11 protein-coding genes are annotated in these 12,852 nt (G+C 70.7%); 3 read left to right on the plus strand and 8 right to left on the minus strand.

Annotated features, from left to right (window positions below; genetic code table 11):
* From metH to ACSBPG_RS24510, 4 genes are all read right to left on the minus strand, one after another.
* Window positions 1-3,492, minus strand: a complete 3,492-nt coding sequence (gene metH, locus ACSBPG_RS24495; RefSeq protein WP_435539854.1) for a methionine synthase — start codon at window positions 3,490-3,492, stop codon at window positions 1-3.
* Window positions 3,493-3,526: 34 nt separating this feature from the next.
* Entirely contained in the window at window positions 3,527-4,000 is a 474-nt protein-coding gene (locus tag ACSBPG_RS24500) for a DUF29 domain-containing protein (protein WP_435539855.1), read from the minus strand.
* 61 nt (window positions 4,001-4,061) lie between these two features.
* Complete coding sequence (gene metF, locus ACSBPG_RS24505; RefSeq protein ID WP_435539856.1) at window positions 4,062-4,949, minus strand: methylenetetrahydrofolate reductase [NAD(P)H]; 888 nt, start codon at window positions 4,947-4,949, stop codon at window positions 4,062-4,064.
* Window positions 4,946-5,929 carry an ArsR/SmtB family transcription factor gene (locus ACSBPG_RS24510; protein ID WP_435539857.1) on the minus strand — a complete coding sequence of 328 codons (984 nt, stop codon included), beginning with the start codon at window positions 5,927-5,929 and terminating at the stop codon, window positions 4,946-4,948. The genes metF and ACSBPG_RS24510 overlap by 4 nt, the downstream gene beginning before the upstream one ends.
* 324 nt (window positions 5,930-6,253) lie before the next feature.
* Here ACSBPG_RS24510 and ACSBPG_RS24515 point away from each other — a divergent pair, with 324 nt between their 5' ends.
* Both ACSBPG_RS24515 and ACSBPG_RS24520 read left to right on the plus strand, forming a co-directional pair.
* Entirely contained in the window at window positions 6,254-7,030 is a 777-nt protein-coding gene (locus tag ACSBPG_RS24515; protein ID WP_435539858.1) for an MlaA family lipoprotein, read from the plus strand.
* 81 nt (window positions 7,031-7,111) lie between these two features.
* Complete coding sequence (locus tag ACSBPG_RS24520) at window positions 7,112-7,729, plus strand: MlaC/ttg2D family ABC transporter substrate-binding protein (protein ID WP_435539859.1); 618 nt, start codon at window positions 7,112-7,114, stop codon at window positions 7,727-7,729.
* A 128-nt stretch (window positions 7,730-7,857) separates the two neighbouring features.
* Here the strand turns inward: ACSBPG_RS24520 and ACSBPG_RS24525 are convergent, their stop codons facing one another.
* The 4 genes from ACSBPG_RS24525 to ACSBPG_RS24540 all read right to left on the minus strand — a co-directional run bounded on the left by ACSBPG_RS24525 (window position 7,858) and on the right by ACSBPG_RS24540 (window position 11,095).
* On the minus strand, window positions 7,858-9,279 hold the full coding sequence (locus tag ACSBPG_RS24525; protein WP_435539860.1) for a sensor histidine kinase: 1,422 nt from the start codon (window positions 9,277-9,279) through the stop codon (window positions 7,858-7,860).
* Window positions 9,263-9,907 (minus strand): chemotaxis protein CheX, encoded by a 645-nt coding sequence (locus tag ACSBPG_RS24530; RefSeq protein ID WP_435539861.1) that lies wholly within the window; start codon window positions 9,905-9,907, stop codon window positions 9,263-9,265. Before ACSBPG_RS24530 ends, ACSBPG_RS24525 begins: the two co-directional genes overlap by 17 nt.
* A 184-nt stretch (window positions 9,908-10,091) precedes the next feature.
* Window positions 10,092-10,676, minus strand: coding sequence for an HPF/RaiA family ribosome-associated protein (locus tag ACSBPG_RS24535; RefSeq protein WP_435539862.1), 585 nt, complete (start codon window positions 10,674-10,676; stop codon window positions 10,092-10,094).
* A 44-nt stretch (window positions 10,677-10,720) separates the two neighbouring features.
* Window positions 10,721-11,095 (minus strand): DUF2934 domain-containing protein, encoded by a 375-nt coding sequence (locus ACSBPG_RS24540; protein WP_435539863.1) that lies wholly within the window; start codon window positions 11,093-11,095, stop codon window positions 10,721-10,723.
* A 340-nt stretch (window positions 11,096-11,435) separates the two neighbouring features.
* On the opposite strand from ACSBPG_RS24540, the gene ACSBPG_RS24545 reads away from it, so the two are divergent.
* Entirely contained in the window at window positions 11,436-12,830 is a 1,395-nt protein-coding gene (locus ACSBPG_RS24545; RefSeq protein WP_435539864.1) for a polysaccharide deacetylase family protein, read from the plus strand.
* Window positions 12,831-12,852 lie beyond the last annotated feature (22 nt).

Consider the following 12,852-nt stretch of genomic DNA (forward strand, 5'->3'; position numbering starts at 1 on the left):
TCACACGCTGAAGTACTTGGCGCGCGGGTGCAGGATGACGATGGCGGAGGTGCTCTGTTCCGGATGGAGCTGCGATTCGTCCGACAGCTCCACGCCGATCCGCCCGGCGTCGAGCAGCCGCAGGAGCTGGTCCTGGTCCTCCACCCGCGGGCAGGCGGGATAGCCGAAGGAGTAGCGCGAGCCACGGTAGGCCTGCTGCAGCAGCTTGTCCTTGTCCCGGGAGTCCTCGGCGGCGAAGCCGAGCTCGGCGCGGATGCGGGCGTGGACGTACTCCGCCATCGCCTCGGTCATCTCCACCGACAGGCCGTGCAGGTAGAGATAATCCTGGTAGCGGTTCTCGGCGAACCAGTCGCGCGCCACCTCCGACGCGTGCTGTCCCATGGTGACGACCTGCAGGCCGATGACGTCGCGCTCGCCGGAGTCGACGTCGCGCACGAAGTCGGCGATGCACTCCCCGTCCTCCCTGGCCTGGCGCGGCAGGGCGAAGCGGGCGACCTCCCGCTCGCCGTCCTCGGCGAAGAGGATCAGGTCGTTGCCCTCGCCGGCCGCCTTCCAGTAGCCGTAGACGGCCTGCGGCCGCAGGATCTCCTCCTGGGCGCAGCGGCGCAGCAGACGGTCGAGGATCGGCCGCAGCTCCTTGCGCGACCACTCCATGAACTGCTCCAGGGTGCGGCCGTCCTTGCGGTAGCCCCACTGGAGCTGGAACAGCATGCGTTCGTTCAGGTAGGTGACCAGCGTCTTCAGCGGCACATGCTCCAGCACCCGCGGCCCCCAGAAGGGCGGCGCCGCCACCGGCACGCCTTCGCCCAGACGGGTGCGCCGCGCCCGCGCCACGGCGTAGTCCACCGGCCCGGTGGCCGCCTCCGCCGCCTTGCCCAGGGTGCGGCGGCGGTTGACCGGTTTGCCCTGGCGTTTCACCTGCTGGATGGCGAGGTGGTTGTCGAAGGCGCCGGTGACCACCTGGTCCATCAGCGACAGGCCGTCGAAGGCGTCGCCGGCGTAGGCGACGCGGCCGCTGCCGTAGGCGCGCACGCAGTCCTCCTCGACGTAGCCGCGGGTCAGCGCGGCGCCGCCCAGCAGGACCGGCACCTCGAGCCCCTCGCGGGTCATCTCCTCCAGGTTCTCGCGCATCACGACGGTCGATTTCACCAGCAGGCCCGACATGCCGATGGCGTCGGCCCGGTGCTCCTTGGCCGCCTGGATGATCGCCGTCACCGGCTGCTTGATGCCGAGGTTGACCACCTTGTAGCCGTTGTTGGTGAGGATGATGTCGACGAGGTTCTTGCCGATGTCGTGGACGTCGCCCTTCACCGTGGCCAGCACCATGGTGCCCTTCTGCTGACCGTCCACCTTCTCCATGAAGGGCTCGAGATAGGCGACGGCGGCCTTCATGGTCTCGGCCGACTGCAGCACGAAGGGAAGCTGCATCTTGCCGGCGCCGAACAGCTCGCCCACCACCTTCATGCCGTCGAGCAGCAGGTTGTTGATGATGTCCAGCGGCGGGTGGCGGTCCATCGCCGCCTTCAGGTCGTCCTCCAGGCCGGTGCGGTCGCCGTCGACGATGCGCTGCTTGAGGCACTCCTCGATGGTGTCGGGGCGGGTCTTCTTCTTGGCGTCGGCCGCCTTGCGGCCCTCGAACAGGGCGATGAAGGCCTGCAGCGGGTCGTAGCCCTCGGCCCTTCGGTCGAAGATCAGATCCTCGGCCACCTTGACCTCGTTCTCCGGGATCTGGTGCAGCGGCCGGATCTTGGAGACGTGGACGATCGCCCCGGTCATGCCGCGCCGCACGGCGTGGTCGAGGAAGACCGAGTTCAGGACGTGGCGGGCCGCCGCGTTGAGCCCGAAGGAGACGTTGGAGAGGCCGAGGATGATCTGGCAGTCCGGCATCTCGCGCGCCACCGCCTCGATCCCCTCCAGGGTCCAGATCGCCAGCTTGCGGTCGTCCTCGTTGCCGGTGGCGATGGTGAAGGTGAGCGGGTCGAACAGCAGGTCGGCCGGGTCGAGCCCGTACTCGTCCACCGCCATGGCGTAGAGGCGCCTGGCGACCGCGAGCTTGCGCTCCGGCGTCTTCGCCATGCCCTCCTCGTCGATGGTCAGCGCGATCACCGCGGCGCCGAACTTCTTGGCCAGCTCCAGGCGCCTGCGGGCGGGCTCCTCGCCGTCCTCGAAGTTGATGGAGTTGATGATGGCCTTGCCGCCGTAGAGCTGCAGCGCCTGCTCCAGCACCGGCAGCTCGGTGGAATCGACGACCAGCGGCGCCGTGACCGAGCCGACGAAGCGCTTGATGACCTCGTTCATCTCGGCGGCCTCGTCGCGGCCGACGAAGGCGGTGCAGACGTCGAGGGCGTGGCTGCCCTCCTTGACCTGCTCGCGGGCCATGTCGACGCAGCCGTCCCACTCGTGGCGCTCCTGCAGCTCGCGCCACTTCTTGGAGCCGTTGGCGTTGCAGCGCTCGCCGATGGCGAAGAAGGCGTTCTCCTGGCGCAGGGTGACCTGGGAGTAGAGCGACGACACCGCCGGCACCCAGTGCACCGTCCGCCCCTTCGGCGCCGGGCGGTGGGCGCCGGCCGGCGCCAGCTTGCGCAGGACCGCATCGGCGGCGGCGATGTGCGGCACGTTGGTGCCGCAGCAGCCGCCCACCATGTTGACCCCGTCCTCGGCGACGAAGCGTTCCAGCCAGGTGGCGAAGTCGTCGGGGCGCAGGGGATAGTGGGTCTTGCCGTCCACCAGCTCCGGCAGGCCGGCGTTGGGCTGCACCGAGATCAGGCCCGGCCAGTTCTGGGACAGCCAGCGCACGTGCTCGCTCATCTCCAGCGGCCCGGTGGCGCAGTTGAGGCCCAGCAGCGGCACGTCGAGCGCGCGGATCGCCGTGGCGGCCGCGGCGATGTCGGTGCCGACCAGCAGGGTGCCGGTGGTCTCCACCGTGACCTGCACGAACACCGGCGTGTCGGTCCCGGCCTCCCGGCGGGCCCGCTTCACGCCGTTGACGGCGGCCTTGATCTGCAGCGGGTCCTGGCAGGTCTCGATGAGGATGGCGTCGCAGCCGCCGGCGATCTGGCCGGCGGCCTGGACGCGGAACGACTCCTCCAGCGCGGGATAGGCGATGTGCCCGAGGCTCGGCAGCTTGGTGCCCGGCCCGATGGAGCCCAGCACGAAGCGGTCGCGCCCGTCGCCGAAGCTGCCGGCCGCCTCGCGCGCCAATTCGACCGCCCGCCGGTTGATCTCGAACGCCTTGTCCTGCAACCCGAACTCGCCGAGCGTCACCGGCGAGGCGCCGAAGGTGTCGGTCTCCACCATGTCCGCCCCGGCCTCGTAGTAGCCGCGGTGGATCTCGCGCACGATGTCGGGGCGCGACAGGGGCAGGATGTCGGTGCAGTTCTCGTGGCCCCAGAAGTCCTTGTCGACGTCGAGGTCGAGCGCCTGGATGCGGCTGCCGAAGCCGCCGTCGCACAGGAGAACGCGGTCACGCAGGGTGTCGAGGATGTGGGGCATGGGAACGGGATTCGCTTTCGGTTTTCCGGGCGGGTCAATCGTGGCCGTGGCGGCTGACCGGCCACCAGTCCTCGTCGAGGAGTTGGTCGAGGCTGTAAGGGCAATCTGCCGGCAGCAGGCGTTCTTCGACCTGGTCCTGCCCCAGACCCTCGCTGGCGAACCGGCGGCCGCGCCGGTAGATGGCCCCGATCGCCAGCTTTCCTTTCAGGCTGGGACTGTCATCGAGGGCATCGATGGCGCTGGCGCGCTGCTCCAGCACCGTCTTGCGCCATCCACCACGGGGGGCGGCAGCCGGCGAGAACTCCAGCTTCAGAAGATGCTCGACGACCCGGGCGAGATGGCTGCCGACAAGGCGCCGGTCGCTCTTTCCCATGTCCTCGATCTCCTCCGCGATGTGCTCCCAGTCCACGGCCGTGTTGATCCGCTCGCGCGCCGCCTCGCGCAGCAGGCGCGCTTGTTCCTGGGTCCAGGCGTAGTAGTCCTCGTCGTAGGCGTGCCGGCCGCTCATGGCGTCCTCTCCGCGGCTCGTGTGGATCACGTCGATTCTAACATGGTGGCGCTCCGGCACGTCATCCCGCCGCCGGAGCGGCGTGCCTGGCCTTCACGCCCAGCATGCGGCAGATGGCGATCGTCAGCTCCGCACGGTTCAGGGTGTAGAAGTGGAAGGCGTCGACGCCGCCGGCCTGGAGCGCCTGGCACTGCTCCGCCGCCACCGTGGCGGCGACGAGCTGGCGGGTTTCCGGCTCGGCGTCGAGCCCGTCGAAGGTCGCGGCCAGCCGATCCGGCACGGCGGCGCCGCACAGGGCGGCGAACTCGCAGGCGCGGGCGAAGTTGGTGATGGGCAGGATGCCGGGGACGACGGGGACGGCGATGCCGGCCGCCGCGGCGCGGTCGCGGAAGCGGAAGAAGGCGTCGTTGTCGAAGAAGAACTGGGTGATCGCCCGCGTCGCGCCGGCGTCCACCTTGCGCTTCAGGTTGTCCAGGTCGAAGTCCGGCGAGGGCGCCGCCGGGTGCGTCTCCGGATAGGCCGCCACCGACACCTCGAAGTCGGCGACCCGGCGCAGCCCCGCCACGAGGTCAACCGCGTAGGGATAGCCGCCGGGATGCGGGACGTAGGCGCCGGCCGCCCCGCCCTGCCCCTCCGGCGGGTCGCCGCGCAGGGCGACGATGTGGCGGATGCCGGCGTCCCAGTAGGTGCGGGCGACGGCGTCGATCTCGTCGCGGGTGGCGCCGACGCAGGTGAGGTGGGCCGCCGCCGGGATGCCCGTCTCGCGCTGGATGCGGCACACCGTGTTGTGGGTGCGCTCGCGGGTCGAGCCGCCGGCCCCGTAGGTGACCGAGACGAAGGACGGCGCCAGCGGGGCGAGGCGTTCGATGGCCTGCCACAGGCTCTGCTCCATCTTCTCCGTCTTGGGCGGGAAGAACTCGAAGCTGACGGACGGGACGGCGGGCGTCATTCGGGGGCTCCGATGCTGGACAGGACGGTCGGGGAACGGCCGGCCCCGCGCGGCGCCGCGCGGGTGGCCGGCCAAAGGGTGACGGTGAGCGGGTCGCCGGCGAGATGGACGACCGGCGCGGCGTCGAGACCCGCCCGCCGGCACCACTCGGCCACCTCCTGGTCGGCGAAACCCAGCCGGCGGTGGGCGTGCTCGGTGCGCAGGGTCTCCAGCGCGTGCGGCGCGAAGTCGACGACGAGGAGCCGCCCGCCGGGGCGCAGCACCCGCGCCGCCTCGCCCACCACGTCGGCCGGCGATTCGGCAAAATGCAGCACCTGGTGGATCACCGCCACGTCGAACGAGCCCGAGGGAAACGGCAGCTGGTACATGTCGGCCTGGCGCACGTGGCACTGGCGCAGCCCCGCCGCATCGAGGTTGATGCGGGCGACGGCGAGCATCTCGCGGGACTGGTCGACGCCGACGGCGCGGCTGCTGCGCGGGCCCAGCACCTCCAGCACGCGCCCGGTGCCGGTGCCGATGTCCAGCAGATCGCCGATCGGGCCGTCCGGCAGCAGACGGATCAACGCCGCCTCGACCTCCCGCTCGGGCACGTGAAGGGCGCGGATCTCATGCCAGCGCGCGGCGTTCTCGCGGAAATAGGCAGCAGCCGACTCCGACCGTCCGCGCTTGATGGCGTCCAGCCGCTCCAGATCGAGCGCCAGGGTCTGGTCATCGGCCGGGATGGCGTCGACCAGCACCCGCGCCAGCTCCGCCGAGGCGCCGCGCTCGGCCAGGCGGTAGAAGGCGAAGGTTCCCTCGCGGAAGCGGTCGAGCAGGCCGGCGTCGCACAGCAGCTTGAGATGGCGCGAGACGCGCGGCTGGCTCTGGCCGAGGATGTGGGTCAGTTCGCTGACCGTCAGCTCCCCGTGCGCGCACAGGGCGAGCAGCCGCAGCCGCGTCGGCTCCGCCGCCGCCTTCAGGGTCTGAAGCAGGTCGTCCATGGCCCTGCGCTTCCTCTCGCTCACGATCACCTTGGATAGAGATATAAAGATATCTTTATGCAGGGTAAACAGGTTTTCGATCACAGCCCTATCACACCTGTGCAACACCCGGCGGCCGGCGCTCCGCCGGCCGTCTCGCGCACGCTGGTCAAAACGCCGAGCCTGTGCTACGCAGCAAGACGGTTGGGCGTGGACCGGGGCAATCCGGGCGACGAGCGGCCATCGAACAACGATTGACGACCCGATCGTCCGACGCGTTCCCGACGCCCTGCCGCGGCCGGTTCGCTTGCGCCGATCCGATCAGAGACGAGAGCCGAAGACCTCATGACGCTCGCCAGCCTTCGTACCCTTCTGCGCGCCGCCGCCGCCGTCTCCCTGTCGCTCGCCGCCGGCTGTGCGTCCACCCCGCCCGACGGCGCGACGGGCGACGCCTACTACGAAGCCAACGATCCGCTGGAGCCGTTCAACCGGGCGGTCTTCGGCGTCAACGAGGCGGCGGACATCCTGGTCATCCGGCCGGCGGCGGAAGTGTACCACACGCTGACCCCGGATCCCCTGCAGGACGCGGTGCAGTCCTTCATCCTCAACCTGCTGAGCCCGCTGGTGATCGCCAACGAGCTGCTGCAGGGCGATTTCGAGGGCGCCCAGCTCGCGACCGGCCGCTTCCTGACCAACACGGTGCTGGGCGCCGGCGGCCTCGCGGACGTGGCGTCCACGGCCGGCATGCCCTACGAGCCGGAGGACTTCGGCCAGACCCTGGCGGTCTGGGGACTCGGCGAGGGACCGTACCTCGTGCTGCCGCTCATCGGCCCCTCCAACGTGCGCGACGCCACGGGCTACGCCGTCGACACGGTGGCCGATCCGGTGCGGATCTGGGCCTACGGCACCGATCAGAAGGATCTGCTGTACGCCCGCGCCGGCGCCGGCGCCATCGACCGGCGGTCGCGGGTGCTGAGCGAGGTCGACGACCTGCGCCGCAACTCCCTCGACTACTACGCGACGGTGCGCAGCCTGTACCGCCAGCAGCGCGCCGCGCAGATCCGCGATTCGGAGCAGCCGGCGGCGGCGCCGGAGTTCCCCGAGTTCCCGCAGTCGCAGTGACCGGCACGGCCCCCGCCGACGGAAACACCAAGGTCGTATGACCGTTGACAAGCCATGCCGGTCCGCCAACTTGAAGTCGCCATGCTGACACGCCGCACCTTCACCGCCTCCCTCGCCCTGCTCGCGGTTAGCGGCTGGACGATGGGTCCCGCCGTCGCCCAGGCCGCCGATTCGGCTGCCGCGGACTTCATCAAGAAGCTGGGCGACGAGGCGATCAACACCTTCTCCCGCTCCGACCTGTCCCGCCAGCAGGCGTTGCAGAGCTTCACCCGCCTGCTGCACCAGGGGTTCGACATCCCCTACATCGGCCGCTGGGTGCTGGGCCGCTACTGGAACGCGGCGACGCCCGACCAGCAGCGGGAGTATCTGCGCCTGTTCGAGCGGCTGATCGTCGACACCTACGCCAACCGCTTCCTCGAATATTCCGGCGAGACCTTCACCATCACCGGCAGCCGGCCCGAGGGCAACAGCGACACGATGGTCGAGACGCAGATCGTCCGTCCCTCCGGACCGCCGGTCGGCGTGACGTGGCGGGTGCGCAAGCAGGCGGACGGCGGACACAAGATCATCGACGTGGTGGTCGAAGGGGTGAGCATGGGCGTCACCCAGCGCTCGGAATTCGCCTCGGTGGTGCAGAGCAGCGGCGGCAACGTCTCCGGCCTGATCGACGCCCTGCGCAACCGCGTTTCGCGGAGCTGATCCGGCGCGGACGCGTCGGCGGGGTGCCGCGGGGCGTCGTTCCACGACGCGGCGATCATGCGACGGGCCGCGGCGGGCGACGCCGCGGCCCGTCGTGCATCCGCCCGGCCGATTCGCCAACCGTCTCGTCAGCCGTCGGCCGCCACGGCGTCGGCCCGGCCGACGCGCGTCCCTTCCGGCAGCGGCATGACGATGCGGAAGGTCGCCCCCGGCCCGGCGGTGTCGACCCGCACCGTGCCGCCGATCTGCCGGGTCAGGGTGGAGACGATGCGCATGCCGAGGTTGCCGGTGCGGCCGGGATCGAACCCTGCGGGCAGGCCGGGGCCGCTGTCGGCGACCGTGAACGTCAGCAGCCCGTCGGCGCAGCGCAGGCCGACCTGCACCGCCACCCGCTCCGCGGCGCCGTGCTTGATGGCGTTGGTGATCAGCTCGTTGGCGACCAGGCTGAGCGGGATGGCGACGTCGATCGGCAGTTCGACCGCGTCGGCGTCGATCCGGACGTCGCAGGCCGCGGCGCCGCCGGAGGCGCTGACCAGGTCGTCGATCATCGCCTGCAGGTAGGTGGCCAGTTCGACGCTCTGGAAGCGTTCGGTCTGGTACAGGCGGGCGTGCACCTGGGCGACGGCGTGGATGCGGCCGATCGCGTCGCGGAAATGATGGCGCAGCCGGTCGTCGGACAGGCCGCGCATCTGCAGCGACAGCAGGCTGGACACCAGGTGCAGGCTGTTCTTCACGCGGTGGTTCACCTCGCGCAGCAGCAGGCTCTTCTGGTCCACGGCGCGGCGGAGATCGGCCTGGACGCGCTTGCGCTCGGTGACGTCGCGCAGGATGCCGGTCACGAAGCCGGTGCCGTCCGCCGTCCAGCGCGCCACCGACAGTTCGAGGTCGACGGCCGTGCCGTCCTTGCGCCGTCCGACCACCTCGAAGGGCGTGCTGTCGGCATGGTCGGCCGCGGCGAGCCAGGCCCCCGCTCCCTCGCCGAACAGGACGGCGACGTCCAGCCCGGAGGCCTCGGCCGCGGTGTAGCCGAACTGCCGTTCGGCGGCGCGGTTGAGCCACTGGATGGTGCCCGACACGTCGGTGGTGACGATGGCGTCGAGCGCCGTGTCGACCACGGCGCGATAGCGGGCCTCGCGCCGCTCGCGCAGGAACCGGTCGCGCTCCGCCTGCAGCGTCACGTCGACGATCTGCAGCAGGCACAGCGGTCCATCGGCGACGTCGAGGCGGTGCACCGTGATGTTGTGCACCATCGTCTCGCCGTCGGGACGCCGGAGATCGAACAGGAAGCGGTTCAGAGTGTGCGACAGCACGGCGGGCGCGCCGGTGGACAGGGCCTCGCCGATGGCCGTCTGCACGCGGGATCCCGGCAGTCCGGGGAACACCGACGCGAGGCCGCGCCCGACGGCGGCGGGCGCGGCGTGGCCGGCGGCGCGCTCCATCCAGGCGTTCCATACGATGATGCGCCCCTCGGGATCGAGCACGACCACCCCGGCGTCGAGGCCGTCGAGGACGGCCGCCAGCACGGCCGGCGGCTCAGGCGTCGCGGTCACGATCGGCCTCGGCGGCGATGTCGGCGATGAAGCGGTGGATCAGGTCGCGCAGCGCCGTCAGGGACGGCAGGTCCATGAAGAGGGCGATGTAGCCGCGGATGTTCCGGCTGCGCACGGAGAAATCGATGTAGAGGAGGAGAACGGGCTCGTCGGCCGCCGCCGAGGGGCTGCCGCCGAGCAGGACCGCGCGGCCGTCGCCGCGCAGCAGGTTGGGCAGGGAGATCGAGAGGTTCTCGCGCAGGGCGTTGGCGATCACCGACAGGCAGCCGTTGAGGATGACGTTGCCCATCTCGGTCAGCGCCTCCTGCTCCAGGTCGACGATCTCCTCCAGGCTGTAGTGCTCGCCCAACGCCGCGCGCACCAGCTCCAGGCTGTTGACCTCGGGGAAGATCAGCAGGGCGCGGCCGCTGAAGCGGCCCCGGAAGCTCTGTCCGACGGCGACGAAGGGCGCCGGCTCGCTGCGGGTCAGCGCCTGGATCGCCGTCTCGCGGGTCACCACGCTCACCGAGGGGACGGACAGCGCCACCTGGTCCGCCACCATGCGGCTGAGGTGCGTCGCCGCCCGTCCGACGCCCATGTTGACCAGCTCGGTCAAGGCGTCGCGCTCCAGCTCGTCCAGGTCGATCATACCGCAGGCTCCCGATGCTGCGCTCGGCCGGACCGGTGCGCCCCGCTCTATGGCGGGACTCGAACATGGCGGTGCCGGACTCCCGCGGTCAAGTGCGCCTTTCGGCAGCCCAATCCGCAAGCCGGACGCCATCGGCCGGACGCCGTCGACCCCTTGGCGGCGTCCGGCCGACGGCCGCGCGTGCTCACATGCGCGCCAGCTCGTTGGGAGCGCCGGAGACCCGCCACACCTTGGAGGCCGTCGGTCCGGTGTCGCCCATGGTCTCGATGTACTTCACCGGGTCGCCGGTCTTCAGGTCGGCGAAGTCGACATCGATGCAGCTGTTGCGGTGGAAGTAGAGCTGCGTCCCCGTGCTGGTCATGATGAAGCCGTGGTCCTCGTCGGGATAGAGCTGCGCGACGCGGCCCGGCTCCTCGGCGTCATGGGCCTTCACGTCGCCGCGCAGCTTCTGCTTATGCTGGACAAGCTGGCGCTCGGCCGCCTCGAAGGCGTCCCGCAGGGACGTGCGGACGTCGGGGTGGGCGTACTTCTCCTTCGCCTTCTTGGGCTGGCGGCTGACCACCAGATCCTGGCCGGGCACCATCAGCTCGATGTGGACGTCGAAGACGTTGCCGTTCTTGTGCTGGCGGTGCTGCGCCTCGACGGCGACGCGCACACCGACCAGCCGGTCGTAGTAGCGGCTCAGCTTGTCGCAGCGCTCGCGGATGTAGGCGTCGACGTCCGGCGTCGGATCGACACCGTGATAGGCGATCTCGAGGTTGGTCTCCATCGCAACACCTTGTGGTTCATGGCTCTGAAGCGGGCGCGCCGGCGTCAGCCGGCCGCCTTGCGGCGGCGTTTCGCAGGCGCGGCGTCGGTCGGCGCGGGCCGGGCCTCCTGGAAGTGCGGCGGCGGCAACTCGTCATCGGTGCCGGGAAAGTTGGTGGTGCCGTTCCCCTGGTCGTCCAGACCCGGCATCTCTCCCTGGTTGGCGACGCTGAGCGCCGGCTCCACCGGCTCCGTCCGCTCGGCGGTGTCCTGCGGCCCGTGACTGGGGTTGGGCTTCAACGTCTGCCCCACGTTGTCCTCGATGGCGATCTCCTCCCGGGCCAGCGTCCAGTGGTCCTGCGCCCGGCCTTCCGGACGCCCCTCGCGGTCCCAGATCTCGAAGGCGCGCTGCCGGATGCGGCGCTCCAGGTCCTCAGACATATCCGGGCTCCCTCCTTCCTTCGGCGGTGTGCTTGGGCGGCGCCCGGCCGTCGGTCGGCCGATGCGCACCCTTCTTCCAACCGTCGGCAGGGGGCCGGCGTTCCATGTCCGGCTCGGCGCCGTCCATCGGCCCACGATCGCACACGAAACAGTTGCGAGCGGGATGCTTGGCATCGACCGTATCGTCGGGGCAACGCCGAGCGAAAAAGATGGATTAAGTCGAAAATAAGAGCGACTTGGCGTTTGAACTACCGCCTAGTGGGTGGTAGGCACAACGGCATATCGACTGGTCCCGCGGGCACCCTCAGGGACGCGAACGGAAGCCATTGAGAAGCCGCCCTTGTTCGACGCCCCGATTCCCCCGCCCGGCATGCGCTCCCCTTCGCCCGTCGCCACGCCGCTTTCGGTGCCGTTCCATGGCCGCCGCCGAGGAACGGCGCTCATTCTCGGCGCTCTGGCCGCGCTGTTGGCGTTCGGCGGCGTGCGGGCCGAGGAGCCCCGGCCGACGGCGGCCACACTGCAACTCGGCCTCTTCGCCGACGAGGGCTCCGCCTGGTGGGCGTGGCAGAAGCTGCAGCGCGGCGAGCCGGCCCTGGCGAAGGAGTTGAGCCCGCGCGTGGTGCCGCTGGGCGCCGAACCGCGGTCCGGCGTCGCTCTGCGCGCAGCCCTGGGTGCCGGGGTCGACGCGTCGGCGCTGTGCCGCCGCATGGTGGGCGAAGGATTCGGGTGCCTGGTCCTGGATGGCCCGCCGGCACCGGCGCCCGCCGCGGAGCCGCCAGGCTCGTCCGGCCCGATCGCCTTCGCGCCGCTGCCGCAGACGAAGCCGGAGCCGCCGGCCGACGCGGCGGCGGCCGAGGCCGCGGTCGAGCGTCCGACCCCGTCGCTCGCCATCCCGCCGGTGCTCCCGGCGGCGACCCGTCCGCTCGCCGATGCGGCCATGCCGACCACGGAGGGCACCTTCTTCTACACGCCGGACGAGGCCCGCGAACTGGCCGAGATCGAGAAGCGGTCGCGGCGTCTTGGCGGCCGGCTCGGCGCCGTCCTGCCCGACACCAAGTTCGACGTGGCGCCGGCGGTGCTGAAGCGGGCGGAATGGAACCTGTGCGCGCTCACCTTCGACGACGGGCCGCACCGCATCCACACGCCGAAGATCCTGGAGATCCTGAACCGGGAGAAGGTGCGCGCCACCTATTTCCCGATCGCCCGGGTGGCGGCGAAGCACCCCGAGATCATCAAGGCGTTCCTCGCCGCCGGCCACGAGGTCGGCAGCCACAGCCTGACCCACGCCAACCTGCGGCCGATGCCGGCGGCGGCCCAGCGCTTCGAGATCGTCGAGGCGAACCGCATCCTGCGCGGCATGGGCGCCAACCCGGTCCTGTTCCGGCCGCCCTACGGCCGCTACACGCAGGAGCTGCTGTCGATCATCCGCAACGAGGGCATGGTGCCCGTCTTGTGGAACGTCGACACCCGCGACTGGCAGGTGCGCGATCCCGACAAGATCGTCGAGCACGTGAAGACCGCCGACGGCACCGCCAGCGTGCTGCTGATGCACTCCACCTATCCGACCTCCGCCTCGGCCCTGCCCGGCGTCATCGAAGGCCTGCGGGCCAAGGGCTGCGAGTTCGTCACCCTGTCGGAGTGGATCGAGAAGATGCGCACGGTGGCGACGCCGATGATGGCCGACGAACCCGTGGTGAGCGCCAACGTTCCCCTGACCGGCACCGCCCGTCCCTGAGGTGCCGCAGGAGCGGCATGGA

It is taken from the genome of Azospirillum sp. ST 5-10, assembly GCF_051225715.1.
GTDB lineage: Bacteria > Pseudomonadota > Alphaproteobacteria > Azospirillales > Azospirillaceae > Azospirillum.

Excerpts from the sequence above, each read along its gene's own strand:
- metH (WP_435539854.1), bottom strand. The coding sequence starts at position 3,492 with ATGCCCCACATCCTCGACACCCTGCGTGACCGCGTTCTCCTGTGCGAC.
- ACSBPG_RS24500 (WP_435539855.1), bottom strand. The coding sequence starts at position 4,000 with ATGAGCGGCCGGCACGCCTACGACGAGGACTACTACGCCTGGACCCAG.
- metF (WP_435539856.1), bottom strand. The coding sequence starts at position 4,949 with ATGACGCCCGCCGTCCCGTCCGTCAGCTTCGAGTTCTTCCCGCCCAAG.
- ACSBPG_RS24510 (WP_435539857.1), bottom strand. The coding sequence starts at position 5,929 with ATGGACGACCTGCTTCAGACCCTGAAGGCGGCGGCGGAGCCGACGCGG.
- ACSBPG_RS24515 (WP_435539858.1), top strand. The coding sequence starts at position 6,254 with ATGACGCTCGCCAGCCTTCGTACCCTTCTGCGCGCCGCCGCCGCCGTC.
- ACSBPG_RS24520 (WP_435539859.1), top strand. The coding sequence starts at position 7,112 with ATGCTGACACGCCGCACCTTCACCGCCTCCCTCGCCCTGCTCGCGGTT.
- ACSBPG_RS24530 (WP_435539861.1), bottom strand. The coding sequence starts at position 9,907 with ATGATCGACCTGGACGAGCTGGAGCGCGACGCCTTGACCGAGCTGGTC.
- ACSBPG_RS24535 (WP_435539862.1), bottom strand. The coding sequence starts at position 10,676 with ATGGAGACCAACCTCGAGATCGCCTATCACGGTGTCGATCCGACGCCG.
- ACSBPG_RS24540 (WP_435539863.1), bottom strand. The coding sequence starts at position 11,095 with ATGTCTGAGGACCTGGAGCGCCGCATCCGGCAGCGCGCCTTCGAGATC.